Raw genomic sequence first — 25,317 nt, forward strand, 5'->3', positions numbered from 1 at the left:
TATCTCACCCTGATTATCGCCATTATCCTCCTGCACCCTCCCCCCTGGATTCACACCGCAGGGAGTATGTTATTTTTGATCTTTAATACCTACAGTAAATTGTCGAATCAAGCAGGACAGCATGCACAGCTGTATTTATGCCAGGAGGTCATTATGTTGATCTGCATTACGGATTCAGAATATTTTAATATTGCGCTGAAGGCGTATATTAATGAGCCCCACAGCAAGCCTCTGGATATTAAAGAATTGATCTGTTACCCATTTAGCGGGCAGAGTGAGATGTTTTATACTTTTTTTGCGACCGATGCCGGTGCCCGGTTAAGCACCATCCTGATCGATTACAGCCGCGCCAGCATCGAAGTGCTGCAGGTCGCACTGAGCCTTAAAGCATTTAATCCCCTGCTCCGTATCTTTCTTTTTACCAGGCCTGGCTACACGCTGAGCGAACTGGAAAGCAGCCTGGCCATCGTGGTCGGCGCGGAGTTTATTACCTGCTTTGCCGGGCTCAGCGCGGCGCTGGCCCGCTGGCCGCTACGGTCATCCCCGCCGGCAAACAAACTTTATATCGCGATCCCGGACAGCTATAACCTGACCCGTAAGGAGACCTTTTTAATCAGCCTGCTGATGGGGGGGATGCCGTTGTGCCACGTGGCCAGCACCATGCAGCTCACGATCAAACGGATCTACTATTATCGTTCACGCGTGCTCAGCAAGCTGGCGGTAAAAAATAACGTGGAATTGGTCACTAAAGTTCAGGGAATGGTATTGCGCCACTATCGACAGGAGACTGGCCATGAAATCGTATCTCTACGCTAAAGATCGCCTCATGCTGATGATCCTGAGCTGGCTTAACGCCGACGAGACGCTCCCGTCTCGCCACGATTATCATCAGGCCGAGGCCCTGCTCTGCACGCTGCATATTCCCTATGTGCTGAAGCCCGACCTGGAACAGCTAAGGGCTACGCTGCAGCCGTTACTCACCACCGCCGGGCCGCAGGTCGGTGAGGTAAACGCATTTATAAGCGCCTTGCTAACGCTGTATACCCGACTCACCGAATATACCGCCGTTGAGCACTACCTGCTCTCCCGGCACCTCTGAGTGACATGCCGCCAGGGCAGGAAGACGCCGCGCGCCTCCTGCCCGTAAGGCATTACCTTGGGTTAGCAGACGGCTCGCCGCGCCGTGAGACGTAATTCCGATAGTCCTCGCCAACATAAATCTGCCGTGGCCGGTAGATGGTCAGCGGCGCCTGGTGCATCTCGTTCCAGTGCGCCACCCAGCCGACCGTCCGTCCGACGGCGGTGACCACCGCAAACATCGACGAAGGCAGATTCATCGCCTTGAGGATCACCGCGGTATAAAAATCCACGCTCGGCGACAGGCCATTTTCCACAAAGTAGGGGTCGGTCAGCGCCACGTCCTCAAGGGCCATCGCCACCTGCAGCAGACGGTCGGACATTCCTACCTCCGCCAGTACCCGATGGCTGGTTTCACGCAGGATATCGGCGCGCGGGTCGCGGTGACGGTAGCGTGAGTTGCCAAAACCGAGGCGGCGAAATGCCTGCGGGTCGCGTTTTGCCTGACGCAGAAACGCCGGAACCTGATCGACGCTTTCAATCTCTTCCAGCATCCGCATGCTCGACTCATTGGCGCCGCCGTGCATCGGTCCCCACAGCGACGCTAGCCCGGCGGCGACGCAGGCGAATAAGTTCGCCCCGGAGGAACCCGCCGCGCGCACCGTGGTGGTGGAGGCGCACTGCCCGTGATCGGCATGCAGGACCAGGATCTGGTTCATCGCCTGTTCGATGACCGGATTGAGGACGTACTTCTCGGCCGGGATAGCAAACAGCATCTGTAGGAAATTGCCGGCATAGGAGAGATCGTTGCGCGGATACGCGGCGGGTTGTTCAATGGTGTACTTGTAGCTCATGGCGGCGATAGTGGGCATTTTCGACAGCAGCCGCGTGGCGGCCAGCGCCCGGTGCTCCGGATTTTCCACATCCAGGACATCATGATAGAACGCCGCCAGCGCCCCCACCAGGGCACACATCAGCGCCATCGGGTGCGAATCGCGACGAAAGCCGCTGCACATGCGGGCTATCTGCTCATGCACCAGGGTATGGCGGGTGATGGTTTCGCGAAACGTTTGATAGCTGGCCTCATCCGGCGCGTCGCCCCGCAGCATAATGTACGCCACCTCGAGAAAATCACACTGGCGGGCCAGCTGGTCCACCGGATAGCCGCGGTGCAGCAGCACGCTGTTTTCCGTATCGATCCACGAGATCGCCGACTGGCATCCGGCGGTGTTGGCGAAGCCGGGGTCGTAGCTGCAGAATCCGGACTGATTCAGCTCGCGTATGTCGACCCCCACGTGGCCCCGGCTTCCCGGCACCTGCGGCAGGGTGATGGGCGTCGGTTGCCCGGCAATAGAAAGCGTTAACGGTGTGGTGCTCATCCTGTCAGTTCCCCCAGCAGCTTATCAGCGACCTGAAGTCATTCTTCAGGCGGAAAGACCAACATAACCAATGTGATGCAGCTTATTCATTGATGTCATCACTATAACGCTGACAAAGAGGATATTTTGCTGGCCTTCCCGGGGAAACAGGCCGTCTTTCCCCCCCCCACCGCTGGATAGCGGCACAAATCGCCAAGGATAAAGGCGATCAGCGCTGTCAAAATTTACGCTGAGTAAAGAAAGGATGAAGAGGAGCTACCATGAATTTTGTGCTGTCGATGACCCTCATCTGCATCGCTATCGCCTGGCTGATGATGAGCCTGCTGCCGGTGTAAACGCAGCGCTAACCGCCACGCCAGTGGCCTGGATAACGCCTCATTCAATGGATTTCCGCCGTGGTCTTCGCCTCTGAAGTTTCAACAGAGTCATACAAGAGGTGCTGGTTGCATATCAGGCTGTTGCGGTTTCCCGGCGAGGGGTAAGCTAAAGGCCCACGGTTAAGGAGGTGATATGTCTGGACTGATCAACCCACATGCGGCCCCGGAAGAAGCAGCCTATGCGCTGATAATTGAGCTCGTTCGCGCCCAGCGCGTGCCGCAATATGAAGGCGATATTTCCGGCCTGCTGGCGATGTACGACGAAGCCGTTAACCATTTTAAAGAGAAAGAGACCAAGCGTTAGGCGTGGGCGTCGTTGTGCGGGGAAAGGGTGACGCCTGCGGGAGACGCGCAGGCGTTGGCTGGATAACGGCTTGGGTCATCAGCTGCCGCGGTAGGTAGAGTATCCGTACTGACTGAGCAGCAGCGGGATATGCAGTTTTTGATTTTGCTTTGTGACATTGAAAATAACCGGAACCACCGGGAAGAACGTATTCATGTTTTGGCTTTTAAAATAGTCACCGGTTTTAAACGTCACTTTATACACCCCCGGCTCCATATTTTCCGCCTGCGGATAGAGCGATTTAATCCGCCCATCGGCATCCGTTTTGCCGGTGGCGATATGCTGCCAGCTCTCCCCTTGCTGCTTATCCAGCTCAATCTGCACCCCCGGCGAAGGGAGCCCGGTTTGCTGATTAAGAATGTGTACGCTGAGCGTGCCCTCTGGCGCCGCCAGCGCGCTGAAGCTGAGCAGGGAAATTACGGAGGCGATAACTAATTTCATAATCGTGACCTTTTGGGCAAGTGAAAGTGCCCTAACTATAGTCAGCGCGGCGGGGAAAAAAATTAAACTTTTTGTTATCAGATTGCGGTGATGGGGACTGTCTCCATACACAACACGCCAAACCGGTTTTGTCGTGAGAAGAGGAAGTGTCTTATGTGTAAGTAACCCCGTGCTCTGCGTAACAGGATACGGGGCACTTAAACTGTCAGAGAGGGGAAATAGAGTAGCTGGGGTCAAATATCACAAGGTTAAAGAATATACGCCGTGGCCTCTCCCCCCTCTAACAGAAACAGTGCTCACTGAAAATGGCCTGCCGTATTCGAAATAATCATTTAATATTATTTAAACGACTATTCCAGTGGAAGTAATCACCTGGCGCAGATATTAATTGTTATCATTGATTCTCTTGTCGCCACGCCTTCACCATCTCCTTTGTTACCTCTTTCTTGTAGCAAATGGGTGAATACCCACCCGCTTTGCTCCAGGCACTGCGGCCACCGCACGAGCTGCCGTTCCGCGCGGTATTGAAGGGACAGGCACAGGTGCCGGGGTAGGATGCGACAGAGTCATCAATAATTCTTTGCCTGACCTGATCATCGCTTAAGGAATTCAATTTGGCGATAGAAATATCTGATGCAAAGACAAACACAACAGCGAATACGGAGATGGTGACGAATTTGATGTTCATTTGGATCTTTCCAGGTCGAAGATGAACATCGAGGGTATGCTTTCAAAAAGCATTGAATATTGATCTTTAGCAACTGTCATTCGCGCCAGCTTAAAATGCGATACCTAGCCCCGGTAGCATAAATTAAAGTTATGAAGAGTGTTAGCCTGTTTATTATTTGCCTGCAAACATTTATTGCAGGAGGAAATATTTTTCAGAAAATGAAATTAATCAATAAGGCGACCAGATTACGGAAAATCGCTATCCAGGATAGTAACGTGTGAGACGCTAGCTCCATGACAATGACGCCATTTTTGCCGCCAGCGACACAAAGACGACACAGAGAGGAAAATAGTCTGGATGAAGATTGGTATAACGTTTTGATTCAAAATGGCACGCCCTACAGGATTCGAACCTGTGACCTACGGCTTAGAAGGCCGTTGCTCTATCCAGCTGAGCTAAGGGCGCCCTGAGAAGCGAGTGCTTCGCGGAGTGAAACGCCTGGAATTATACGGTCCACGTCGGTTGAGTCAATCCATTTTGCCAGGAAACTGCGGGGCTTATACGACGCTGGCGAAATATCCTCCGCCAACTGTACAAGAAGCATACCACCGGGGCTCTTACGCCAGTAAATCGACTGAGTGGCCAGGCGCAATACACCAATAACCATGCAATGAAAAGGGTCAAAAACCGGCTAAATTTGCCCCAGACAGGATAAAACATCAAACGAGGACTGACAGCGAGGCCGGCTTCTGACAAAATATCCTCATCCCCCTTTCGTAAAGATACAGATGGAATCCTCTCTCTGATGGCAGCAAAAATTATTGACGGTAAAACGATTGCGCAGCAGGTTCGCTCTGAGGTTGCGGAAAAAGTGAAGGCTCGCGTTGCGGCCGGAAAACGCGCCCCTGGGCTGGCCGTCGTGCTGGTCGGCAGCAACCCGGCCTCGCAGATTTATGTCGGCAGCAAGCGCAAAGCATGTGAAGAAGTGGGCTTCGTCTCCCGCTCTTACGATCTCCCGGAAACCACCAGCGAAGCCGAGCTGCTGGAGCTTATCGACACCCTGAATGCCGATAAGACCATCGACGGTATTCTGGTTCAGCTGCCCCTGCCGGCAGGGATCGATAACGTCAAAGTTCTCGAGCGCATCGCGCCGGATAAAGACGTCGACGGCTTCCATCCTTACAACGTTGGCCGCCTGTGCCAGCGGGCGCCGCGCCTGCGGCCGTGCACCCCGCGCGGTATCGTGACGCTGCTGGAGCGCTACAATATCGACACCTACGGCCTGAATGCGGTGGTCATTGGCGCGTCCAATATCGTCGGCCGCCCGATGAGCATGGAGCTGCTGCTGGCCGGCTGCACCACCACCGTCACCCACCGCTTTACCAAAAACCTGCGCCATCATGTCGAAAACGCCGACCTGCTGATCGTCGCGGTGGGTAAACCGGGCTTTATTCCTGGCGAATGGATCAAAGAAGGGGCGATTGTGGTCGATGTCGGCATTAACCGTCTGGAAAGCGGCAAAGTGGTCGGCGACGTGGTGTATGAAGATGCCGCTGAACGCGCATCCTACATCACCCCGGTGCCCGGCGGCGTTGGCCCGATGACCGTCGCCACCCTGATTCAGAACACGCTGCAGGCGTGCGAAGAGTACCACGACGTTGAGGAGGCCTGAGATGGCGACATTTTCCTTAGGAAAACACCCGCACGTTGAGCTGTGCGACCTGCTGAAGCTGGAAGGCTGGAGCGAAAGCGGCGCCCAGGCGAAGATCGCCATCGCCGACGGGCTGGTAAAAGTCGACGGCGCGGTGGAAACCCGCAAACGCTGCAAAATCGTCGCCGGTCAGACGGTGAGCTTTGAAGGCCAGAGCGTAACCGTCACGGCCTGACCGCGAAAAGGAAAACGCCCGCTTAAGCGGGCGTTTTTTTATGACTTACTTCCGGCGCCAGGTGGTGCCCTGCGGGCCATCTTCCAGCACGATCCCCATCTCGTTAAGACGATCGCGCGCCGCATCCGCCGCCGCCCAGTCTTTCGCTTTACGCGCGTCCAGACGCTGCTGGATAAGCGATTCAATTTCCGCCACTTCCGCGTCGTCAGCCCGCGCGCCGCTCTGCAGGAAGGCGTCCGGCTCCTGCTCCAGCAGCCCCAGCACCGACGCAAGCTTACGCAGGTGGGCCGCCATGGCGTTCGCCGCGGCCGCGTCCTCGGTTTTCAGGCGGTTTACTTCGCGCGCCATATCGAACAGCACCGAGTAGGCTTCCGGGGTGTTGAAGTCATCGTCCATCGCCTCGATAAAGCGTGCTTCGAAGGCTTCGCCGCCCGCCGCGTCGACGGATTTGTCCGTCCCGCGCAGCGCGGTGTACAGACGCTCCAGCGCCGAGCGCGCCTGCTTGAGGTTCTCTTCGCTGTAGTTCAGCTGGCTGCGATAGTGGCCAGACATCAGGAAGTAGCGAATCGTCTCCGCATCGTAATACTTCAGCACGTCGCGGACGGTAAAGAAGTTGCCCAGCGATTTCGACATCTTCTCGCGGTCAACCATCACCATGCCGGAGTGCATCCAGTAGTTAACGTACTCGCCGTCATGGGCGCAGGTGGACTGAGCGATTTCGTTTTCGTGATGCGGGAACATCAGATCGGAACCGCCGCCGTGGATGTCAAAATGGTTGCCCAGCTGTTTGCAGTTCATCGCCGAGCACTCGATATGCCAGCCCGGACGGCCCGCGCCCCACGGCGACGGCCAGCTTGGCTCGCCCTCTTTCGACATCTTCCACAGAACGAAGTCCATCGGGTTACGCTTGACGTCAACCACGTCGACGCGCGCCCCCGCCTGCAGCTGATCAAGATCCTGACGCGACAGCAAACCGTAGTTCGGGTCCGTCGGCACATCGAACATCACGTCGCCGTTATCCGCCACATAGGCATGGCCTTTGGCGATCAGCTGCTCGGTAATCTCGATGATTTCCGCAATATGATGCGTCGCGCGCGGCTCGCTGTCGGGACGCAAAATATTCAGGGCGTCAAAATCCTTGTGCATTTCGGCGATCATCCGATCGACCAGCGCGACAAAGCTTTCGCCGTTTTCATTAGCGCGCTTAATGATTTTGTCATCGATATCGGTGATATTGCGCACGTACTTCAGCTTATAGCCGAGAAAACGCAGATAACGCGCCACAACGTCAAAGGAGACGAAGGTACGCCCATGGCCGATGTGACAGAGATCGTAAACGGTAATACCACACACGTACATGCCGACTTCCCCGGCATGGATAGGTTTAAATTCCTCTTTCTGGCGCGTCAGTGTATTAAAAATTTTTAACATCGAAGATTCCGTGTAGACGTGTGTGGGTAATGAAGCCTCTATAATACCCATAATTCACACAGGAAGCAGCACACATTGCAAGGTGCATCGACCCCCGCGGTTATGCTATAACACCCCCCTATATCTCACCCGACACCGGGTGCTGGCACCACACTCATCGGAACAGGATGCAAAAATGGTTACTTTCCACACCAATCATGGCGATATCGTAATCAAAACGTTTGACGACAAAGCGCCGGAAACAGTTAAAAACTTCCTGGACTACTGCCGCGAAGATTTCTACGACAACACCATTTTCCACCGTGTTATCAACGGCTTCATGATTCAGGGCGGCGGTTTTGAACCTGGCATGAAACAAAAAGCGACCAAATCTCCGATTCAGAACGAAGCGAACAACGGTCTGAAAAACACCCGCGGCACGCTGGCGATGGCCCGTACTCAGGCGCCGCACTCTGCAACCGCGCAGTTCTTCATCAACGTGGTTGACAACGACTTCCTGAACTTCTCCGGCGAAAGCCTGCAGGGCTGGGGCTACTGCGTCTTCGCGGAAGTGGTTGAAGGCATGGACGTGGTTGATAAAATCAAAGCGGTTGCCACCGGCCGCAGCGGCATGCACCAGGATGTGCCGAAAGACGATGTGATCATCAAAAGCGTCACCGTCAGCGAGTAATTCGTGGCGACACTTTTTATTGCAGATTTGCACCTGCAAACAGAAGAACCGGCGATCACCGCCGGTTTTCTGCGTTTTTTACAGGGGGAAGCCCGTCAGGCGGACGCCCTGTATATCCTTGGCGATCTGTTCGAGGCATGGATCGGCGATGACGATCCGAACCCGTTGCATCAGCAAATCGCTACGGCAATCAAAGCCGTCGTCGACGCCGGCGTGCCCTGCTACTTCATTCACGGCAACCGCGATTTTCTCGTCGGCCAGCGCTTCGCCCGCCAGAGCGGGATGATCCTGCTCGCCGAAGAAGAGCGACTGGACCTCTATGGCCGTGAAGTCTTGATTATGCATGGCGACACGCTGTGCACCGATGACCCGGGCTATCTGGCGTTTCGCGCGAAAGTCCACACCCCGTGGATCCAGCGCCTGTTCCTGGCCCTGCCGCTGTTTATCCGCCGCCGTATCGCCGCCCGCATGCGCGCCGACAGCAAAGCCGCCAACAGCAGCAAATCAATGGAAATTATGGATGTGAATCCGCAGGCGGTGGTTGACGTGATGGAGCGGCATCACGTGCAGTGGCTGATCCACGGCCATACCCATCGCCCGGCGGTCCATGACCTGCAGGCCAACGGCCAGCCCGCATGGCGCGTGGTGCTTGGCGCCTGGCACAGCGAAGGATCGATGGTCAAGGTGACGCAGGACGACGTCGAACTGCTCTATTTTCCGTTCTAATTCCTGCGCGAGCATAATTCCGAAACCGCCTTTTGCCCGGGCGGAGGTATGCGCCTCCCGGCATTCCGCATGCTAGTCTTCCTCGACATCACTCTCAAGGAACGAGCATGAACAGGAAAAAGTGGAGCCCGCCGCTGATCTGGGGAATGATCCTCGCGCTCCTCAATCCGTTAGGGATAAGCTATATCGCCTTAATCGGCGTCGCTCTCGGCAACACGCTGACGTTTGTCTGGTGCGCCCTGCTGGCGTGGGCCATCTATTTCTATGCCATTTATTTGCTCTGCACCCGCCCTCACGAGAGCCGGTCAGTACAGATCTTTTTACTGATCATGGGCGCCCTGATGCTCCCCTGGGGGCTCGTGCTGCTTATCACCTGTATCATGAATGAGAGAAGTGTCGATAAGCCGCGATCGCCGTCCTCGATAAGCGAGACAAAAGACGGCTAACCATGCGCACGCAACCGTTTTCCTTGCCGGCAGTTCATGCTATTCTCTGTGGCCTCTAAAGCAGTGTGAAACACACCCACAGGAGTTTTAAGACGCATGTCTTCCCGCAATAATTCGGCGCGTATCGCCATCGTGATGGGGTCCAAAAGCGACTGGGCTACCATGCAGTTTACCGCAGAAATCCTTGATGCCCTGAACGTTCCGTACCATGTCGAAGTGGTCTCCGCCCATCGCACGCCCGATAAGCTGTTCAGCTTCGCTGAAAGCGCCGAAAGCCACGGTTATCAGGTGATTATTGCAGGGGCAGGCGGCGCGGCGCATCTGCCGGGCATGATTGCGGCGAAAACCCTGGTGCCGGTGCTCGGCGTACCGGTTCAGAGCGCGGCCTTAAGCGGTGTCGACAGCCTCTACTCCATTGTGCAGATGCCGCGCGGTATTCCGGTCGGTACCCTGGCCATCGGCAAAGCCGGGGCTGCAAACGCCGGTCTGCTCGCCGCGCAGATCCTCGCCCAGCATGATGCTGAACTCCACCAGCGCCTGAGCGCCTGGCGTCAGGCGCAAACCGATGAAGTGCTGGATAACCCGGACCCGCGGGGTGCGGCATGAAACAGGTATGCGTGCTCGGTAACGGCCAGTTAGGCCGTATGCTGCGCCAGGCCGGCGAGCCGCTGGGTATCGCCGTCTGGCCGGTGGGGCTGGAAGCCGATCCGGAAGCGGTGCCGTTCCAGCAGAGCGTCATCACCGCAGAAATTGAACGCTGGCCGGAAACCGCCCTCACCCGCGAGCTGGCCCGCCACCCGGCGTTCGTCAACCGCGACGTCTTCCCGATTATCGCCGATCGCCTGACGCAAAAGCAGCTGTTCGATAAGCTGGGCCTCGCCACTGCCCCGTGGCAGCTGCTGGCGGATAAAAGCGAGTGGCCGGCGGTGTTTGCCCGCCTTGGCGAACTGGCGATCGTTAAGCGTCGCGTCGGCGGCTACGACGGCCGCGGCCAGTGGCGTCTGCGGGAAAACGAGATCGATCAGCTACCGGACGATAACTACGGCGAGTGCATCGTCGAGCAGGGGATTAACTTCTCCGGCGAAGTGTCGCTGGTAGGCGCCCGCGCCCATGACGGCAGCACCGTCTTCTACCCGCTGACCCGCAACCTGCATCAGGACGGTATTCTGCGCGCCAGCGTCGCCTTCCCGCAGGCCAATGCCCGCCAGCAGGAGCAAGCGGAAAGCATGCTGACGGCGATCATGAACGAGCTGAACTACGTCGGCGTGATGGCGATGGAGTGCTTCGTCACCGCCGAGGGGCTGCTGATCAACGAGCTGGCGCCGCGCGTACACAACAGCGGCCACTGGACGCAAAATGGCGCCTCCATCAGCCAGTTTGAGCTGCATCTGCGAGCGATGACCGACCTTCCTCTGCCGCCGCCGGTGGTTAACAGCCCGTCGGTGATGATCAACCTGATCGGCACCGATCTCAATTACGACTGGCTGAAGCTGCCGCTGGTCCACCTGCACTGGTACGATAAAGAGGTGCGCCAGGGTCGTAAAGTCGGCCACCTGAACCTGACCGACAGCGATACAGACCGTCTGAGCGCGACGCTGGAAGCGTTGAAGCCGCTGCTGCCAGCGGAATACGCCAGCGGTATCGTCTGGGCGCAGGCGCAGCTCAGCTAAGCCCTTCGTGCCGGGGATTTGATCTATCCCCTTCCCCGGCACACCTTGAGGCGCGTACAATCCCCCCCTTGCTGTAAAGCCCATTTCTGTTTTGACTTCAGAGGATACCCCATGACCAATGGGACGGATTATCGCGCCATTCTCGCCAGCGATACGCCACTGATTGACGTGCGCGCCCCGGTGGAGTTTAGCCAAAGCGCGATGCCGGCGGCGATCAACCTGCCGCTGATGAATGATGAAGAACGCGCCGCGGTCGGCACCTGCTACAAGCGCCAGGGGCCGGAAGCGGCGCTGGCGCTCGGCCATAAGCTGGTCCAGGGCGACCTGCGCGCCAGCCGGATCCAGGCCTGGCTGGAAGCGTGCGCTCATTACCCGCACGGTTTCCTGTGCTGCGCTCGCGGCGGCCAGCGCTCGCATATCGTCCAGCAGTGGCTGAAAGAAGCTGGTGTGGATTACCCCCTGATCGTCGGCGGCTATAAAGCGCTGCGCCAGGCGGCGATCCAGGCCACCGACGCGCTGGTACAGCGACCGATCGTGCTGATTGGCGGCTGCACCGGCAACGGCAAAACCCAGCTGGTTTGCTCGCGCCCGGACGGTATCGATCTGGAAGGCCATGCCCACCACCGCGGCTCTTCGTTTGGCCGCACGCTACAGCCGCAGCATCCGCAGGCCACCTTTGAAAACCATCTGGCGGTTAGCCTGCTCAAAAAAGCCGAACAGCAGACGCGCTGGGTGCTGGAAGATGAAGGCCACATGATCGGCGCCAACCATCTGCCGGAGTGCCTGCGCATCCGCATGGCGCAATCGCCGCTGGCGGTGGTGGAAGATCCGTTTGACGTTCGCCTCGAACGGCTGCGCGAGGAGTATTTCGATCGCATGTATCGCGACTTTATCGCCGCCTATGGCGAAGAGAAAGGCTGGCAGGCATATGGCGAGTATCTGCATCACGGCCTGTTCGCCATCCGCCGTCGCCTGGGACTGCAGCGTTTTGCTCAGCTCACCGCCAGGCTTGATGAAGCGCTGCTTGAACAGCAGAGAACCGCCGACACCGAGGCGCACTTCGCCTGGCTGGTGCCGCTGCTGGAAGAATACTACGACCCGATGTATCGCTATCAGTTGGGGAAAAAAGCCGGGAAGATTATTTTTCGCGGCAACTGGCAGGAGGTCGCCGCCTGGCTGGCGGAGTAATCACACCCTCTCTTGTCCCGGCTTGCGGCGTAAACGCCTTAGCCGGGCTACGGGTCCGCAGACGGCGGTGAACCTGTAGCCCCGGTAAGCGCAGCGTCACCGGGGAATGGTTTCCGCTTAGAAGTCGTAGCGCAGACGCACCAGGTTCATATCGCCCAGGTTGTCGGTGCTGGAGGTAAACACGTGCTCGTAGTCAACGCGGAAACCATAATCCAGCTGGAAGCTGATCCCCAGACCGTTATCAATACGCTGGTAGTTACGGCCGTTCACATATTCCAGACGGTCGCCCATAAAGTACGGCTGAATAGATTTAACGGCATATTGATTGATCGGGAATTTATAGCCCGCAAAATATTCAATCCCCCAGGCGTCGCCGGCGAAGTAATTATGGACATCGGTTTTTTTGGTAGTGAGGAAGTTCTGATACCAGCCGCCGCCAAAGGAGAAAGTCCAGTTATCCGGGGTCCAGCTCAGCGCGGTACCGACGATGTTCTGGTCATAGGTTTTGCTGTCGGAACTTGACGGGTCGCGCATTTCGGCGCGGGTGTAGTTCCACGCGGTCCCCCAGGTCAGATCCTTCATGATGTGGTAGTCCGCGCCAACAGAACCGCCGCCTTTACGTTTATAGCGCAGACCATTACCCGGCAGGTATTCGCTGTCTTCGAACAGATAGGAGCCGTAAAGATCGACATCGCCAACGGTTTTCTTATATTTCAGCATATTACGTGAACGATAAGAGCCATCGTAATCGCCGTTAATACCGTTGCCTGGCGCCTGGGCAATCATATCGTAGTCCCAGATATCGGTTTTCACCCCGACCACATCATAGTAAATACTGTTTTGCTGACCGTAGGTTAACGTCCCCCAGGTATCGCTTTTCAGGCCGGTATACAGCATGCGGCGGGTGGTATTGTTCGCCCCTTCCGCGTAGTGATTATCCCAGTCGAACAGCGCCGGAATATTCACCCCCAGCTCGTAGTAGCTGATCCAGCTAATATCATCGAACAGATAGTAGTCCGCGGCGAAACGAAAGCGGGTGCCGCCGTCGAAACCGTTGCGCTTATAGGAGCCTTTATCCCCGTCGCCGGTCATCATATTGAACTGCGGGCGGATACTTCCGCCGACGGTAAAGTTAAGCCGGCTTAACGGATCCCCCGCCTGCGGATCCTGTTTTAGCAGGGTGATCTCCGCGTGGGCAGCCAATGACGTTAACGCTAATGCTGCGCCGATCGAGATCGCCAGCGTTTTTATTGTGTGTGCCATAGTTTTTCCTTGATTAATAAGCAACCTTATATTTTCCAGTTGAATATTAACCGCGAATCAGCACAGCGTGTTGCTGGGTTTTTAATGTTTCGTGCGCTTAAAAATCAATGATTTATCAATTTGTGCGCTTAAAATAAAAGCGCCGCCAAAAACGGCGGCGCATCATCAACATGTAATATTCTTACTGGCTAAACTGACGGAATAGCGCTTTTCCTTTTAATAAACGCAGCCCCAGCCCGCCGCCGCACAGGGATAACAACACCGCTCCCGTCAGCGGCAGCATCACCCACAGCCGCCAGTCCGGCGCCCAGGGAAAATCAAAGACTTTGGTCTGCAGCATCGCCAGCGCCACTTCGGCGCCTATCGCCGCCACCAGGCCGGAGACCAGCCCCAACAGGGCAAACTCCGCCCACAGCGTGGCGCGCAGCAGCGATTTCCCGGCCCCCAGCGTGCGCCAGACCACCAGCTCCTGATGACGCTGACGCATACCGACCTGCACCTGCGCCAGCAACAGCAGCACGCCGCAGGCCGTCACCAGGCCTACCATCACCTCCAGCGCCCGGCTGACCTGGGAGAGCACCTGGCCGACCTGGCGCAGGATAGCGCCAATATCCAGCAGACTGACGGTGGGAAACTCGCGGTTCAGCTGGGTCAACATCGCGGGACCGTTATCCCAGCGGAAGCTGGTGAGCCAGCTCTGCGGCTGCCCGTCCAGCGCCCCGGTGGGGAAAATAAAGAAGAAGTTTGGCCGCAGGCTCTCCCAGTCGACTTTGCGCACGCTGCTCACCTTCGCGCTGAACTCCTGCGTATCGCCGTTAAAGGTCACCGTATCGCCGATTGTCACTCCCAATCGCTGCGCCAGCCCCTCCTCAATCGATACCTCGCCCTGCTTCGGCGGCCAGCTGCCGGCCACCAGCGGATTATGATCCGGACGCTGTTCGCTCCAGGTGAGATTAAGCTCGCGATTCAGCGCTTCGTCTTTATTCCCGTCCGTGGACTGGCCGTTGATCTGCGTCAGACGAGCCCGGACGATCGGATAGAATTCCGCCGCCCGCGTCTGATGTTCGGCGAGGAAGGTCTTCACCGGCATTATCTGCTCAGGGGCGATATTGATCAGGAAGTAGTTCGGGCTCTCCGGGGGCAGCTGCTGCTGCCAGCGGTCGAGCAGATCGCCGCGCAGCACCAGCAGGAGCGCCAGCAGCATAAATGACAGGGAAAACGCCGCCAGCTGGCTGAGGGTCGACCACGGCTGGCGCAGCAGGCGATTCACCGCCAGACGCAGCGGCAAGGCGCTGAGCGTCAGGCGTTTGAGCAGCCACAGCAATCCCCAGCCCACCAGGCCGCACAGCAGCGCCAGCACCACCGCCCCGGCCAGCACTGACCACAGCAGCGGACTGCCGCCCATCAGCCACGCCAGCAGGCCCACCACCACGGCGCTGACCGTCGGGATCCAGATTTTTAACGGCCAGACGCTGGCCACCACGTCCTGGCGCAGCACTCGCAGCGGCAGGGTCGCCAGCAGCAGCCGATACGGCCGCAGGCCCACCAGCAGGGAAATCACGCCGGTCGCGCCCACCGCCCACAGCCACGGCCAGCCGCTGGCCGGCGGGAGCGCGGCGGGCAGAACCGGTTTGAGCACCAGCAGCAGCAGGCGCTCCAGCGCCAGCCCCGCCACCCCGCCGGTTATCACCGACAGCGCCAGCAGCAGCAGCCACTGACCGACAATCAGCTTGCGCAGCTGCGCCCGTCCGGCGCCCAGCGTCTTGAGTATGGCGACCAGATCGTAGCGGCTGCGGCAGTAGTGGCCCATCGCCACGGCCACCGCCGCGACGGCCAGCAGCAGCGTCAACAGCGCGGATAACAACAGGAATTGCTGCGAGCGTTCGAGGGATTTGCCCAGTGCGCTGTCGTCCTGTTCAAGACCAATCCAGCGATGCTCCGGGCCGAGTTTCGGCAGCAGCCACTGCTCATAACGGGCCAGCTGTTCAGCGTCGCCGGCGAACTTATAACGCCATGCGACGCGACTGCCGGGCTGCACGGCGCCGGTCTTTGCCACGTCGGCCATATTCATCATCAGCCGCGGCGCCATCTGGAAGGGGTTAAACCCCGCATCCGGCTCCTGAATCACTTCCCCGGCAATGCGCAGCGTGGCGTCGCCAACGTCAATCGTATCGCCGGTTTTCAGGTTCAGCAGCGCCATCAGCCTTGGCGCCAGCAGGACGCTGCCCGCCCGGGGCTTCAGCCCCGGCGGCTGCGTCTCGAGAGTGCCATACAGCGGATAGCGGTCATCCACTGCCTTGACGTCCGCCAGCTGCGGCGTATCGCCCGCAAAGGTCATGGTGGCGAAGCTCAGCTGTTCGCCGACACTCAGCCCTGACTTCCGCGCTTGCGCGATCCACTCAGCGGGCACCTCGCGCGAACTGCGCAGCGTCCGGTCGCCCGCCATAAACTCACGGCTTTGCTGGCTGAGGCCTTTCTCCATTCGATCGCTTATCGACCCCAGGGCCAGCACGCAGGCCACGGCGAGGCTTAACGCCAGCCAGACGATCAGCAGCGACGGCGAGCGCCATTCGCGCCAGAACCAGCGGGCGATCATGCTTCCTCCCGCAGCTGGCCATCCACCAGGCGCAGACGGCGGTCGCAGCGCGCCGCCAGCAGCGGATCGTGAGTGACGAGGATCAGGGTGGTGCCGTGTTCGCGATTAAGCGAGAACAGCAGATCGGCAATTTTGTCCCCGGTCTGGCGATCGAGGTTGCCGGTGGGCTCATCGGCGAACAGAATGGCCGGACGCCCATTGAAGGCCCGGGCCAGCGCCACCCGCTGCTGTTCGCCGCCGGAGAGCTGCGCCGGCAGGTGGTGCAGGCGTTTGCCAAGCCCCAGCTGCTCAAGCAGCGCCCGGGCATCGCCCCGGCTCTGGCTATCGCTGGCGCCGCGCAGCAGCGCCGGCAGCTCGACGTTCTCCAGGGCGTTGAGCGTTGGGATCAGCATAAACGACTGAAATACAAAACCGACGTGCTGCGCCCGCAGCGCCGCCCGCGCCTCCTCATCCATCCGATGCAGCGGTTTGCCCAGCATCGATACTTCCCCGCTGCTGCCATCGTCCAGGCCGGCGAGGATCGCCAACAGGGTCGATTTACCGGAGCCCGACTCGCCGATCAGGGCGATGGTCTGCCGCGGTTTGACAACCAGCTCAACTCCGGTAAGGATGGTGAGCTGATGCTCCCCCTGACCGACGGACTTCTTAAGATGATGAACTTCAAGTATGTTTTCCGCTGGCATGTGCCTTTCCTGTTTTTGTTCCTGTTTACCTGCCGCGCGATGGCGGCGGACACGCTGCTGATCCTCGGCGACAGCCTGAGCGCTGGCTATCGGATGGCGGCCAACGCCGCGTGGCCTGCGCTGCTCAATGAGAAGTGGCAGGCGAAAACGCCGGTGGTGAACGCCAGCATCAGCGGCGATACCTCCCAGCAGGGACTGTCCCGTCTGCCAGCGCTGCTTAAGCAGCATCAGCCGCGCTGGGTGCTGGTTGAGCTCGGCGGCAACGACGGGCTGCGCGGCTTTCCGCCGCAGCAGACCGAGCAGACGCTGCGCACCATCATTCAGACGATCAAAGCGGCCAACGCCGAACCGCTGCTGATGCAAATTCACCTGCCGGCGAACTATGGCCGCCGCTATAATGAAGCCTTCGGCGCGATTTACCCGGCCCTGGCCAAAGAGTTCGCTATTCCTCTCCTGCCCTTTTTTATGGAGGAGGTGTATCTGAAACCCCAGTGGATGCAGGACGACGGCATTCACCCGAATCGCGACGCGCAGCCGTTTATCGCCGACTGGATGGCGAACCGGCTGGCTCCCTTAGTTAATCATGACTCCTGAACGCCAGGGGTCGCTGACAGGTAAAGTTATGCAAAAAACGGTTTTAGTGACAGGCTGTTCCAGCGGAATTGGTCTGGAAAGCGCGCTGGATTTAACCCGCGAGGGCTTTCGCGTGCTGGCGGCCTGCCGCAAAGCGGAGGACGTGGCGCGAATGCAGGAGCTGGGGCTAACCGGTATTTTGCTCGATCTGGACGACCCGCAGAGCGTGGAGCGCGCGGCGGCGGAGGTGCTTGCGCTGACCGATAATCGTCTCTACGGCCTGTTCAATAACGCCGGATACGGCGTCTATGGCCCGCTGAACACCATCAGCCGCCAGCAGATGGAACAGCAGTTTTCCGCCAACTTTTTTGGCGCCCATCAGCTCACCATGCTGCTGCTGCCGGCGATGACCCCGCACGGCGAAGGGCGCATCGTGATGACCTCCTCGGTGATGGGGCTTATCGCCAGCCCCGGCCGTGGGGCCTACGCCGCCAGCAAATATGCCCTTGAGGCATGGTCCGATGCGCTGCGCATGGAGCTGCGCCACAGCGGTATTCAGGTCAGCCTGATTGAACCGGGCCCGATCCGCACCCGCTTTACCGATAACGTCAATCAGACGCAAAGCGACAAGCCCGTTGAAAACCCGGGCATCGCCGCCCGTTTTACCCTCGGGCCGGAGGCGGTGGTGGAAAAAGTGCGCCACGCTTTTACCAGCGATAAGCCGAAGTTGCGCTACCCGGTCACCCTGGTCACCCACGCGGTGGCGCTGCTCAAACGCCTGCTGCCAGCCCGCGCGATGGACAAAATTATCCACGGCTGAGTTGAAGCGCGGAATGCCGCCCCCATGTAAAACAGAAATCGACTAACGAGAAATGCCCATGTCCGAACAGAATATTGTCAACATTAGCGAAGCGAACCTGCAGCAGACGCTACAGCAGTCTATGAACGTCCCGGTGCTGTTTTACTTCTGGTCTGCCCGCAGCCAGCACTGCGAACAGCTGACCCCGGTTCTTGAGCGTCTGGCCGCGCAATACAATGGCCAGTTTACGCTGGCGAAGGTCGATTGCGACGCTGAGCAGATGCTCGCTTCACAGTTTGGTCTGCGCGCCATCCCTACGGTTTATCTGTTCCAGAACGGCCAGCCGGTGGACGGTTTTGAAGGCCCGCAGCCGGAAGAAGCGATCCGCGCCCTGCTGGATAAAGTCCTGCCCCGCGAAGAGGAGCTGAAAGCTCAGCAGGCGCTGGCCCTGATGCAGGAAGAAAAATACGCCGATGCCCTGCCGCTGCTGAAGGAAGCCTGGCAGCTGTCGAATCAGGAGAGCCAGATTGGCCTGCTGCTGGCGGAAACGCTGATTGCCCTGCACCGTTCCGATGAAGCGGAAAGCGTGCTGAAAACCATCCCGCTGCAGGATCAGGATACCCACTATCAGGGTCTGGTGGCGCAGATTGAGCTGCTCAAACAGGCCGCCGACACGCCGGAAATCCAGCAGCTGCAGCAGCAGGTGGAACAGAATCCGGAGGATGCGCTGCTGGCCTCCCAGCTGGCACTACAGCTGCATCAGGTCGGGCGTAACGAAGAAGCGCTGGCGCTGCTGTTCAGCCATCTGCAGAAGGATTTAGGCGCCGGCGACGGCCAGGCGCGCAAGATGCTGCAGGAGATCCTCGCCGCCCTCGGTACCGGCGATGCGCTGGCCGCCAAATACCGCCGTCAGCTCTATTCGCTGCTGTACTAATTCGTTGCCTGCCCCGGATAGCGCTGCGCTATCCGGGCTATGCGAACGAGGCGCAACGCAGCCTTAGTAACCCGGGATCGTTCACGGGCGTTTTTTCAGCTGCGTCACCACCAGCTGATGGCGGGCGTTGAAGAACTTCCGGTAGGTCAGATAGCCGGCGATAATCGTCGACAGGCTGGCGGTCGACAGCAGCATAAAAGTTACCATGATCTGGTACTTAATCGCCTTCACCGGGTCAATACCGGCAAAAATTAGTCCCGACATCATCCCTGGCAAACTCACCAGGCCGACCGTTTTCGCTGAATCGACGGTGGGAATCAATGACGCGCGGATGCTGTCGCGGATCAGCCGCGCCGAGGCCATCTTCGGCGTCGCGCCGAGGCTGAGCTTCTCCTGAATCTGCTGCTGCTCGCTGCTGAAGCGCTGGCCCATATTGTTGTAGCACAGCCCCACCGCCACCATGGCGTTCCCGGCCACCATCCCGGCAATCGGAATCACCTGCATCGGCACGAAGGCTATCGATCCAGAGAACACCAGCACCGCCAGCGTCAGCCCGGCGCCGGTGGTGATGGCGATAAATGACGAGACAAACGCCTTATCGATATATTTACTGCGCTTTTTGGCATTCCACGCCGCGTTAAAGCAGATAAACAGCACCATCAACAGCGTCAGAACCGCATGGTTGACGTTAAAGATATATTTCAGCACATAGCCGACGATAATCAGCTGCACGATCGCCCGGCAGATGCTCCAGAGAATATCTTTTTCCAGCGCCAGCTTTTCCCGATAGCTCACCAGAATAGCGATCAGCACCAGCACCATCGACAGCGCCAGCGATTCGTTCGTAATGTTATGCCCGTTCATGCTGTGCCTCCTGCATGTTTCCGCCGGCAGGTTGCAGCGTAATTACTTCATCGGCATGCGAAATTTCATTGCGATCGTGGGTGACCCATAGAACAGCGACCTGTTTTTCCGTCGCGTAGCCATGAATAATGTCATTCACATTCTGTTTATTACTGTCATCCAGCGCGCTGGTAATTTCGTCCAGCAGCAGCACGCGCGGCAGAAATTGTAAATTGCGGATCAGCGATACGCGCTGCTTTTCACCGCCCGACAGTTCGTTAATCGATTTTTCCAGCATATTTTCGCCAAGACCAAAGCGCTGCAGATCGGCCACCAGCGCCTGCGGATCCGGTTGTTTATTACGGATCTGCCACGGAAAAATCAGGTTATCGTAAACCGAATCCCCGAACAGCGCCGGCGTCTGCGCACAATAAGAGACCTGCTGGCGATACCTTTCCGGCGACAGCGTCGCGACATCGGCATCGTCGAAAAACAGACGTCCGGAGGTCGGGCTGAGCAGCGAGGCGATAATTTTCAGCAAGGTGCTTTTCCCGCAGCCGGAAGGCCCGGTAATCAACTTGAATTCCCCGGGTCTGAGCTGAAGGTTGATATTATGTAAAATAACTGCGTCGTCGGTCTTAAATCCCACATCCTCGAGACGCAAAAGCGCGTTATTTTCCTTCATGAGTCTTCCTGATTATTTTCTGAAACACCGCTAGTTTACCCCACTTTCCTTTCTCCAGGATGAGGAGAAAGATATACTCAATTTAAACATGCGCTATTTCCTTGTAGCGCCCCACCAGGCAACAAGACAGGAGGTTTTTGATGCTGATTTTTATTCCTATCCTTATTTTCGTCGCGCTGGTCATTGTGGCCGCGGCGGTGAAAATCGTCCCGCAGGGCTACCAGTGGACGGTGGAGCGCTTCGGGCGTTTTACCCAGACGCTGCAGCCGGGATTAAGCTTAGTCGTGCCGTTTATGGACCGCATCGGCCGCAAAGTGAACATGATGGAGCAGGTGCTCGACATCCCGTCACAGGAGGTGATCTCCCGGGATAACGCCAACGTCACTATCGACGCCGTTTGCTTTATTCAGGTGGTTGACGCGCCGAAGGCCGCCTACGAGGTCAGCAATCTTGAGCAGGCGATCGTCAACCTGACGATGACCAACATCCGTACCGTGCTCGGCTCGATGGAGCTGGACGAAATGCTCTCCCAGCGTGACAGCATTAACACCCGCCTGCTGCATATCGTTGACGACGCCACCAACCCGTGGGGGGTGAAAATCACCCGCGTCGAAATTCGCGACGTTCGCCCACCGGCGGAACTTATCGCCTCGATGAACGCCCAGATGAAAGCCGAACGAACCAAGCGCGCTTATATTCTCGAGGCCGAAGGGGTGCGTCAGGCGGAAATACTGAAAGCGGAAGGGGAAAAGCAGTCGCAGATCCTCAAGGCGGAGGGCGAGCGGCAGTCCGCGTTCCTGCAGGCGGAGGCCCGCGAGCGTTCCGCTGAAGCGGAAGCCCGCGCCACCCAGATGGTCTCCTCGGCGATCGCCTCAGGCGATATTCAGGCGATCAACTACTTCGTGGCGCAGAAATACACCGATGCGCTGCAGCAGATTGGCGCCGCCAACAACAGTAAAGTGGTGCTGATGCCGCTGGACGCCAGCAGCCTGATGGGATCGATCGCCGGGATCAGCGAGCTGATCAAAGAAGGCGCTGGCGATCGGAAAAAATCATGATCGACCTGATCCTCGCCCACCCCCATATGTTCTGGCTAAGCCTCGGCGGGCTGCTGCTGGCGGCCGAGATGCTGGGCGGCAGCGGATACCTGCTATGGAGCGGCGTCGCCGGCGTGGTGACCGGCGCCCTGACCTGGCTCCTGCCGCTGAGCTGGGAATGGCAAGGCACGCTGTTTGCCGTCCTCACTCTGCTGGCGGCGTGGCTGTGGTCGAAGTGGCTGCGCAAGCGCGTCAAACTGCAGCGTCCTGCCGATGCTCAACTCAACCAGCGCGGGCTACAGCTGATTGGCCGCCGTCTGACGCTGGATACCCCGCTGGTAAACGGCCGCGGCCACGTGCGCGTGGGCGACAGCTCCTGGCCGGTGATGGCTGACGAAGACCTCGCGGCGGGCAGCAAGGTCGAAGTGGTCGCCGTGGAAGGGATTACGCTGCGGATCAGACCCGTTGTTCGTTAAGCCTGCGCCTTGCGATGACAACAGCCGGAAAGATTATCGATAATCGGGCACTCCGCGCTGTCGTCGCCGGGGCAGGATTCAGCCAGCGCCAGCAGGTGCGCGCGCATATTTTGCAGCTCGCGGATATGGTTCTCGATATCCGCCACTTTCTCCAGCGTGCGTTTTTTCACATCGGCGCTGTGCCGTGACGGGTCGTTGAATAGCGCCACCAGCTCGCGGCACTCTTCCAGATTAAACCCCACCTGCCGCGCCTGGCGCAGCAGCGTCAGCTCATCGAGATGCTGCTGACCGTAGGTGCGGTAGCCGTTTTCGCTCCGCAACGGCGGCGTCACCAGCCCCTTCTCTTCGTAAAAACGAATCGCTTTGCTGGTTAAGCCGGTTTTTTTCGCCACATCGCTGATATTCATTTTTTCTCCTTGACCTTCCCCTTGCTGGAAGGTTTAACCTTCTTAATACTCGATGAAAGAGTGGTTCTGGTCAATCGTTGACCGGAAAATTATTCAGGAGTTATTTATGTCTAACACTATCGACCTGACGCTGGATGGCCTCTCCTGTGGCCACTGCGTTAAACGCGTGAAAGAGAGTCTGGAGCAGCGTCCTGACGTTGAGCAAGCGGAAGTCACCCTCACTGAAGCCCATGTGACGGGCAGCGCCAGCGCACAAGCGCTGATTGAAACCGTTAAACAAGCCGGATACGGCGCGGAGCTCAGCCACCCAAAGGCTAAACCGCTGGCAGAATCATCAATCCCGTCGGAAGCACTGACAGCGGCCACTCCTGAGCTTCCGGCAGCCCATGACGAAGATGACAGTCAACAGCTGCTGATCAACGGCATGAGCTGCGCCAGCTGCGTCTCCCGGGTACAGAACGCGCTTGCCGCGGTGCCGGGCGTCTCACAGGCACGGGTTAACCTGGCGGAACGCACGGCGCTGGTGATGGGCAGTGCGTCCGCCGCAGAATTAGTGCAGGCGGTGGAGAAAGCGGGCTACGGCGCGGAGGCGATCGAGGACGATCTGGAACGCCGCGAACGGCAGCAGGAAACCGCCATCGCCACCATGAAACGTTTTCGCTGGCAGGCGATTGTCGCCCTGCTGGTCGGCGTGCCGGTGATGGTCTGGGGCATGATCGGCGATAACATGATGGTCAGCGACGACAACCGTTCGCTGTGGCTGGTCATCGGCCTCGTCACCCTGGCGGTAATGGTCTTCGCCGGCGGCCACTTCTACCGTAGCGCGTGGAAAAGCCTGAAAAACGGCACTGCCACCATGGATACGCTGGTGGCGCTCGGTACCGGCGTCGCCTGGCTGTACTCGATGAGCGTCAACCTGTGGCCACAGTGGTTCCCGATGGAAGCCCGCCATCTCTATTACGAAGCCAGCGCAATGATTATCGGCCTGATTAACCTCGGCCATATGCTGGAGGCCCGCGCCCGCCAGCGCTCCTCAAAAGCACTGGAGAAACTGCTCGACCTGACGCCGCCTTCGGCGCGGGTCGTCACGCCCGAGGGCGAGAAAGATCTGCCGCTCGCTGAAGTTCAGGCCGGCATGACGCTGCGCCTGACGACCGGCGACCGCGTCCCGGTCGACGGCGTGATAAGCCAGGGGGAAGCCTGGTTTGATGAAGCGATGCTCACCGGCGAACCGGTACCGCAGCAAAAAGGCGATGGCGACGCCATTCACGCCGGCACCGTAGTGCAGGACGGCAGCGTGCTGTTCACCGCCAGCGCCGTCGGCAGCCAGACCACGCTGGCGCGTATTATCCGCATGGTGCGCCAGGCGCAGAGCAGCAAGCCGGAGATCGGCCAGCTGGCGGATAAAATCTCCGCGGTGTTTGTCCAGGCGGTGGTCGCCATTGCGCTGATTAGCGCTGCGATCTGGTACTTCTTCGGCCCGGCGCCGCAGATCGTCTATACCCTGGTGATCGCCACCACGGTACTGATTATCGCCTGTCCGTGCGCCTTAGGCCTGGCGACGCCGATGTCGATTATCTCCGGCGTTGGCCGGGCGGCGGAGTACGGCGTACTGGTGCGCGACGCCGATGCTCTGCAGCGCGCCAGTGAACTCGACACCCTGGTATTCGATAAAACCGGCACCCTGACCGAAGGCAAGCCGCAGGTGGTGGCGGTGAAAACTTTCGCAGACGTTGATGAGATGACCGCGCTGCGTCTTGCCGCCGCGCTCGAGCAGGGTTCAAGCCATCCGCTGGCGCGAGCGATCCTTGATAAAGCCGGAGACAGCCCGTTGCCGGAAGTGAGCGGCTTCCGCACCCTGCGCGGCCTGGGCGTCAGCGGCGAAGCGGAAGGCCATCGCCTGCTGCTCGGTAACCAGGCGCTGCTCAACGAGCAACATATCGCCACCGGCGATATAGAAAGCGAGATGATGGCGCAGGCCTCGCGCGGGGCTACGCCGGTGCTGCTGGCGGTAGATGGTCAGGCGGCCGCGCTGTTCGCCATCCGTGACCCGCTACGCGAAGACAGCGTCGACGCTCTGGCGCGCCTGCATCGTCAGGGCTACCGCCTGGTGATGCTCACCGGGGATAACCCCACTACCGCGAATGCTATCGCCAAAGAAGCCGGCATTGATGAGGTGATTGCCGGCGTGCTGCCGGACGGTAAAGCCGACGCCATTAAGCGTCTGCAGAGCCAGGGGCACAAAGTGGCGATGGTGGGCGATGGGATTAACGACGCCCCGGCGCTGGCGCAGGCGGATGTCGGGATCGCCATGGGCGGCGGCAGCGATGTCGCCATTGAAACGGCGGCGATCACCCTGATGCGCCATAGTCTTCACGGCGTGGCCGATGCGCTGGCGATTTCGAAGGCGACCTTACGCAATATGAAGCAGAACCTGCTGGGGGCCTTTGTTTACAACTCGCTGGGCATCCCGATTGCCGCCGGGATCCTCTGGCCGCTGACCGGCACGTTGCTCAATCCGGTGGTCGCCGGCGCGGCGATGGCGCTGTCGTCGATTACCGTGGTGAGTAACGCTAACCGCCTGCTGCGCTTTAAACCAAAAGCGTAAGCGCTGTCCAGGAAAGCGGGCGCTGACAGGGTCGGCGCCCGCTTTTTTACCGGGACAAGAAAAGCCCGCCGGAAGGGTGACGTGTATCACCATATGCGCTAGCATGAAT

29 protein-coding genes and 1 tRNA gene are annotated in these 25,317 nt (G+C 58.7%); 18 read left to right on the forward strand and 12 right to left on the reverse strand.

Translation table 11 applies throughout. The annotated features are described in order from the left end of the window. The first annotated feature begins 153 nt into the window (after positions 1–153). Complete coding sequence (locus K5R89_RS06410) at positions 154–816, forward strand: LuxR C-terminal-related transcriptional regulator (RefSeq protein ID WP_217259281.1); 663 nt, start codon at positions 154–156, stop codon at positions 814–816. Next, positions 794–1,099, forward strand: a complete 306-nt coding sequence (locus K5R89_RS06415) for a hypothetical protein (protein WP_044521373.1) — start codon at positions 794–796, stop codon at positions 1,097–1,099. Before K5R89_RS06410 ends, K5R89_RS06415 begins: the two co-directional genes overlap by 23 nt. A 52-nt stretch (positions 1,100–1,151) precedes the next feature. Here the strand turns inward: K5R89_RS06415 and K5R89_RS06420 are convergent, their stop codons facing one another. Together K5R89_RS06420 and K5R89_RS06425 are read right to left on the reverse strand one after the other, a co-directional pair. Continuing rightward, entirely contained in the window at positions 1,152–2,456 is a 1,305-nt protein-coding gene (locus tag K5R89_RS06420; RefSeq protein ID WP_048296913.1) for a citrate synthase, read from the reverse strand. Positions 2,457–2,501: 45 nt separating this feature from the next. Beyond that, positions 2,502–2,642 carry a hypothetical protein gene (locus tag K5R89_RS06425; protein WP_217259248.1) on the reverse strand — a complete coding sequence of 47 codons (141 nt, stop codon included), beginning with the start codon at positions 2,640–2,642 and terminating at the stop codon, positions 2,502–2,504. A gap of 324 nt (positions 2,643–2,966) precedes the next feature. Here K5R89_RS06425 and K5R89_RS06430 point away from each other — a divergent pair, with 324 nt between their 5' ends. After that, positions 2,967–3,137: a hypothetical protein gene (locus K5R89_RS06430; RefSeq protein ID WP_023288674.1), complete on the forward strand. Its 171-nt coding sequence runs from the start codon at positions 2,967–2,969 to the stop codon at positions 3,135–3,137. A gap of 78 nt (positions 3,138–3,215) precedes the next feature. On the opposite strand, the gene uraH is transcribed toward K5R89_RS06430, so the two are convergent. From uraH to K5R89_RS06445, 3 genes are all read right to left on the reverse strand, one after another. Beyond that, positions 3,216–3,617, reverse strand: a complete 402-nt coding sequence (gene uraH, locus K5R89_RS06435; protein ID WP_008805473.1) for a hydroxyisourate hydrolase — start codon at positions 3,615–3,617, stop codon at positions 3,216–3,218. A gap of 394 nt (positions 3,618–4,011) precedes the next feature. Next, positions 4,012–4,305 (reverse strand): hypothetical protein, encoded by a 294-nt coding sequence (locus K5R89_RS06440; protein WP_048334252.1) that lies wholly within the window; start codon positions 4,303–4,305, stop codon positions 4,012–4,014. A gap of 370 nt (positions 4,306–4,675) precedes the next feature. Then, positions 4,676–4,752, reverse strand: a tRNA-Arg gene (locus tag K5R89_RS06445). A gap of 340 nt (positions 4,753–5,092) precedes the next feature. Here K5R89_RS06445 and folD point away from each other — a divergent pair. Together folD and ybcJ are read left to right on the forward strand one after the other, a co-directional pair. Continuing rightward, positions 5,093–5,959 (forward strand): bifunctional methylenetetrahydrofolate dehydrogenase/methenyltetrahydrofolate cyclohydrolase FolD, encoded by an 867-nt coding sequence (gene folD / locus K5R89_RS06450; protein WP_004143017.1) that lies wholly within the window; start codon positions 5,093–5,095, stop codon positions 5,957–5,959. A gap of 1 nt (position 5,960) precedes the next feature. Then, complete coding sequence (gene ybcJ / locus K5R89_RS06455; protein ID WP_004143016.1) at positions 5,961–6,173, forward strand: ribosome-associated protein YbcJ; 213 nt, start codon at positions 5,961–5,963, stop codon at positions 6,171–6,173. A gap of 45 nt (positions 6,174–6,218) precedes the next feature. Here the strand turns inward: ybcJ and cysS are convergent, their stop codons facing one another. After that, a complete protein-coding gene (gene cysS, locus K5R89_RS06460) occupies positions 6,219–7,604 on the reverse strand; it encodes a cysteine--tRNA ligase (RefSeq protein ID WP_217259249.1) in 1,386 nt (461 codons plus the stop codon). Between the two features lie 175 nt (positions 7,605–7,779). Here cysS and ppiB point away from each other — a divergent pair, with 175 nt between their 5' ends. The 6 genes from ppiB to mnmH all read left to right on the forward strand — a co-directional run bounded on the left by ppiB (position 7,780) and on the right by mnmH (position 12,304). Further along, positions 7,780–8,274 carry a peptidylprolyl isomerase B gene (ppiB, locus tag K5R89_RS06465; RefSeq protein ID WP_217259250.1) on the forward strand — a complete coding sequence of 165 codons (495 nt, stop codon included), beginning with the start codon at positions 7,780–7,782 and terminating at the stop codon, positions 8,272–8,274. Between the two features lie 3 nt (positions 8,275–8,277). Further along, positions 8,278–9,000 (forward strand): UDP-2,3-diacylglucosamine diphosphatase, encoded by a 723-nt coding sequence (gene lpxH, locus K5R89_RS06470; protein WP_023288671.1) that lies wholly within the window; start codon positions 8,278–8,280, stop codon positions 8,998–9,000. 107 nt (positions 9,001–9,107) lie between these two features. Further along, positions 9,108–9,446 carry a hypothetical protein gene (locus K5R89_RS06475; protein ID WP_072413891.1) on the forward strand — a complete coding sequence of 113 codons (339 nt, stop codon included), beginning with the start codon at positions 9,108–9,110 and terminating at the stop codon, positions 9,444–9,446. Positions 9,447–9,542: 96 nt separating this feature from the next. After that, positions 9,543–10,052, forward strand: a complete 510-nt coding sequence (gene purE, locus K5R89_RS06480) for a 5-(carboxyamino)imidazole ribonucleotide mutase (RefSeq protein ID WP_004151322.1) — start codon at positions 9,543–9,545, stop codon at positions 10,050–10,052. Continuing rightward, positions 10,049–11,116, forward strand: coding sequence for a 5-(carboxyamino)imidazole ribonucleotide synthase (gene purK / locus K5R89_RS06485; RefSeq protein ID WP_044521324.1), 1,068 nt, complete (start codon positions 10,049–10,051; stop codon positions 11,114–11,116). Before purE ends, purK begins: the two co-directional genes overlap by 4 nt. Before the next feature lie 111 nt (positions 11,117–11,227). Continuing rightward, on the forward strand, positions 11,228–12,304 hold the full coding sequence (mnmH, locus tag K5R89_RS06490; protein WP_217259251.1) for a tRNA 2-selenouridine(34) synthase MnmH: 1,077 nt from the start codon (positions 11,228–11,230) through the stop codon (positions 12,302–12,304). A gap of 117 nt (positions 12,305–12,421) precedes the next feature. On the opposite strand, the gene K5R89_RS06495 is transcribed toward mnmH, so the two are convergent. After that, the gene (locus K5R89_RS06495; RefSeq protein WP_032454269.1) at positions 12,422–13,567 is read right to left on the reverse strand and encodes a porin; all 1,146 of its coding nucleotides are present in this window, start codon (positions 13,565–13,567) and stop codon (positions 12,422–12,424) included. Positions 13,568–13,658: 91 nt separating this feature from the next. Here K5R89_RS06495 and K5R89_RS06500 point away from each other — a divergent pair, with 91 nt between their 5' ends. Further along, a complete protein-coding gene (locus K5R89_RS06500) occupies positions 13,659–13,772 on the forward strand; it encodes a hypothetical protein (RefSeq protein WP_048296901.1) in 114 nt (37 codons plus the stop codon). Here K5R89_RS06500 and ybbP read toward each other — a convergent pair. After that, entirely contained in the window at positions 13,749–16,163 is a 2,415-nt protein-coding gene (gene ybbP, locus K5R89_RS06505) for a putative ABC transporter permease subunit YbbP (protein ID WP_217259252.1), read from the reverse strand. The genes K5R89_RS06500 and ybbP overlap by 24 nt on opposite strands. Then, positions 16,160–16,846, reverse strand: a complete 687-nt coding sequence (gene ybbA, locus K5R89_RS06510) for a putative ABC transporter ATP-binding protein YbbA (RefSeq protein WP_032454210.1) — start codon at positions 16,844–16,846, stop codon at positions 16,160–16,162. Before ybbA ends, ybbP begins: the two co-directional genes overlap by 4 nt. Here ybbA and tesA point away from each other — a divergent pair. From tesA to K5R89_RS06525, 3 genes are read left to right on the forward strand one after another with little or no spacing between them, the layout of a single operon-like run. Next, entirely contained in the window at positions 16,817–17,440 is a 624-nt protein-coding gene (gene tesA / locus K5R89_RS06515) for a multifunctional acyl-CoA thioesterase I/protease I/lysophospholipase L1 (protein ID WP_044521318.1), read from the forward strand. The genes ybbA and tesA overlap by 30 nt on opposite strands. Beyond that, on the forward strand, positions 17,430–18,239 hold the full coding sequence (locus tag K5R89_RS06520; RefSeq protein WP_217259253.1) for an SDR family oxidoreductase: 810 nt from the start codon (positions 17,430–17,432) through the stop codon (positions 18,237–18,239). The genes tesA and K5R89_RS06520 overlap by 11 nt, the downstream gene beginning before the upstream one ends. Positions 18,240–18,297: 58 nt before the next feature. Further along, positions 18,298–19,152: a co-chaperone YbbN gene (locus K5R89_RS06525; protein WP_023288662.1), complete on the forward strand. Its 855-nt coding sequence runs from the start codon at positions 18,298–18,300 to the stop codon at positions 19,150–19,152. 81 nt (positions 19,153–19,233) lie between these two features. On the opposite strand, the gene fetB is transcribed toward K5R89_RS06525, so the two are convergent. Together fetB and fetA are read right to left on the reverse strand one after the other, a co-directional pair. Further along, entirely contained in the window at positions 19,234–20,016 is a 783-nt protein-coding gene (gene fetB / locus K5R89_RS06530) for an iron export ABC transporter permease subunit FetB (protein WP_004204721.1), read from the reverse strand. Further along, positions 20,003–20,680 carry an iron ABC transporter ATP-binding protein FetA gene (gene fetA / locus K5R89_RS06535; protein ID WP_023288661.1) on the reverse strand — a complete coding sequence of 226 codons (678 nt, stop codon included), beginning with the start codon at positions 20,678–20,680 and terminating at the stop codon, positions 20,003–20,005. Before fetA ends, fetB begins: the two co-directional genes overlap by 14 nt. Positions 20,681–20,820: 140 nt before the next feature. On the opposite strand from fetA, the gene K5R89_RS06540 reads away from it, so the two are divergent. Then, positions 20,821–21,738 carry an SPFH domain-containing protein gene (locus K5R89_RS06540; RefSeq protein ID WP_004204723.1) on the forward strand — a complete coding sequence of 306 codons (918 nt, stop codon included), beginning with the start codon at positions 20,821–20,823 and terminating at the stop codon, positions 21,736–21,738. Beyond that, positions 21,735–22,193: an NfeD family protein gene (locus K5R89_RS06545; protein WP_217259254.1), complete on the forward strand. Its 459-nt coding sequence runs from the start codon at positions 21,735–21,737 to the stop codon at positions 22,191–22,193. The genes K5R89_RS06540 and K5R89_RS06545 overlap by 4 nt, the downstream gene beginning before the upstream one ends. Here K5R89_RS06545 and cueR read toward each other — a convergent pair. Further along, complete coding sequence (gene cueR / locus K5R89_RS06550) at positions 22,190–22,600, reverse strand: Cu(I)-responsive transcriptional regulator (protein ID WP_004204725.1); 411 nt, start codon at positions 22,598–22,600, stop codon at positions 22,190–22,192. The two genes, K5R89_RS06545 and cueR, sit on opposite strands and share 4 nt — an antisense overlap. Positions 22,601–22,706: 106 nt before the next feature. On the opposite strand from cueR, the gene copA reads away from it, so the two are divergent. Continuing rightward, a complete protein-coding gene (copA, locus tag K5R89_RS06555; protein ID WP_217259255.1) occupies positions 22,707–25,208 on the forward strand; it encodes a copper-exporting P-type ATPase CopA in 2,502 nt (833 codons plus the stop codon). The last annotated feature ends 109 nt before the right edge of the window (positions 25,209–25,317 follow it).

Origin of the sequence: Klebsiella sp. TF21-TM, from assembly GCF_019753495.1 — a bacterium.
Classification (GTDB): Bacteria; Pseudomonadota; Gammaproteobacteria; order Enterobacterales; family Enterobacteriaceae; genus Klebsiella; species Klebsiella quasipneumoniae.

What these genes read in the sequence shown, in the direction of transcription:
- K5R89_RS06410 (WP_217259281.1), top strand. Translation starts at nt 154, where the DNA reads ATGTTGATCTGCATTACGGATTCAGAATATTTTAATATTGCGCTGAAG.
- K5R89_RS06415 (WP_044521373.1), top strand. Translation starts at nt 794, where the DNA reads ATGAAATCGTATCTCTACGCTAAAGATCGCCTCATGCTGATGATCCTG.
- K5R89_RS06420 (WP_048296913.1), bottom strand. Translation starts at nt 2,456, where the DNA reads ATGAGCACCACACCGTTAACGCTTTCTATTGCCGGGCAACCGACGCCC.
- K5R89_RS06430 (WP_023288674.1), top strand. Translation starts at nt 2,967, where the DNA reads ATGTCTGGACTGATCAACCCACATGCGGCCCCGGAAGAAGCAGCCTAT.
- uraH (WP_008805473.1), bottom strand. Translation starts at nt 3,617, where the DNA reads ATGAAATTAGTTATCGCCTCCGTAATTTCCCTGCTCAGCTTCAGCGCG.
- K5R89_RS06440 (WP_048334252.1), bottom strand. Translation starts at nt 4,305, where the DNA reads ATGAACATCAAATTCGTCACCATCTCCGTATTCGCTGTTGTGTTTGTC.
- folD (WP_004143017.1), top strand. Translation starts at nt 5,093, where the DNA reads ATGGCAGCAAAAATTATTGACGGTAAAACGATTGCGCAGCAGGTTCGC.
- ybcJ (WP_004143016.1), top strand. Translation starts at nt 5,961, where the DNA reads ATGGCGACATTTTCCTTAGGAAAACACCCGCACGTTGAGCTGTGCGAC.
- cysS (WP_217259249.1), bottom strand. Translation starts at nt 7,604, where the DNA reads ATGTTAAAAATTTTTAATACACTGACGCGCCAGAAAGAGGAATTTAAA.
- ppiB (WP_217259250.1), top strand. Translation starts at nt 7,780, where the DNA reads ATGGTTACTTTCCACACCAATCATGGCGATATCGTAATCAAAACGTTT.
- K5R89_RS06475 (WP_072413891.1), top strand. Translation starts at nt 9,108, where the DNA reads ATGAACAGGAAAAAGTGGAGCCCGCCGCTGATCTGGGGAATGATCCTC.
- purE (WP_004151322.1), top strand. Translation starts at nt 9,543, where the DNA reads ATGTCTTCCCGCAATAATTCGGCGCGTATCGCCATCGTGATGGGGTCC.
- purK (WP_044521324.1), top strand. Translation starts at nt 10,049, where the DNA reads ATGAAACAGGTATGCGTGCTCGGTAACGGCCAGTTAGGCCGTATGCTG.
- mnmH (WP_217259251.1), top strand. Translation starts at nt 11,228, where the DNA reads ATGACCAATGGGACGGATTATCGCGCCATTCTCGCCAGCGATACGCCA.
- K5R89_RS06495 (WP_032454269.1), bottom strand. Translation starts at nt 13,567, where the DNA reads ATGGCACACACAATAAAAACGCTGGCGATCTCGATCGGCGCAGCATTA.
- ybbP (WP_217259252.1), bottom strand. Translation starts at nt 16,163, where the DNA reads ATGATCGCCCGCTGGTTCTGGCGCGAATGGCGCTCGCCGTCGCTGCTG.
- tesA (WP_044521318.1), top strand. Translation starts at nt 16,817, where the DNA reads ATGAACTTCAAGTATGTTTTCCGCTGGCATGTGCCTTTCCTGTTTTTG.
- ybbA (WP_032454210.1), bottom strand. Translation starts at nt 16,846, where the DNA reads ATGCCAGCGGAAAACATACTTGAAGTTCATCATCTTAAGAAGTCCGTC.
- K5R89_RS06520 (WP_217259253.1), top strand. Translation starts at nt 17,430, where the DNA reads ATGACTCCTGAACGCCAGGGGTCGCTGACAGGTAAAGTTATGCAAAAA.
- K5R89_RS06525 (WP_023288662.1), top strand. Translation starts at nt 18,298, where the DNA reads ATGTCCGAACAGAATATTGTCAACATTAGCGAAGCGAACCTGCAGCAG.
- fetB (WP_004204721.1), bottom strand. Translation starts at nt 20,016, where the DNA reads ATGAACGGGCATAACATTACGAACGAATCGCTGGCGCTGTCGATGGTG.
- fetA (WP_023288661.1), bottom strand. Translation starts at nt 20,680, where the DNA reads ATGAAGGAAAATAACGCGCTTTTGCGTCTCGAGGATGTGGGATTTAAG.
- K5R89_RS06540 (WP_004204723.1), top strand. Translation starts at nt 20,821, where the DNA reads ATGCTGATTTTTATTCCTATCCTTATTTTCGTCGCGCTGGTCATTGTG.
- K5R89_RS06545 (WP_217259254.1), top strand. Translation starts at nt 21,735, where the DNA reads ATGATCGACCTGATCCTCGCCCACCCCCATATGTTCTGGCTAAGCCTC.
- cueR (WP_004204725.1), bottom strand. Translation starts at nt 22,600, where the DNA reads ATGAATATCAGCGATGTGGCGAAAAAAACCGGCTTAACCAGCAAAGCG.
- copA (WP_217259255.1), top strand. Translation starts at nt 22,707, where the DNA reads ATGTCTAACACTATCGACCTGACGCTGGATGGCCTCTCCTGTGGCCAC.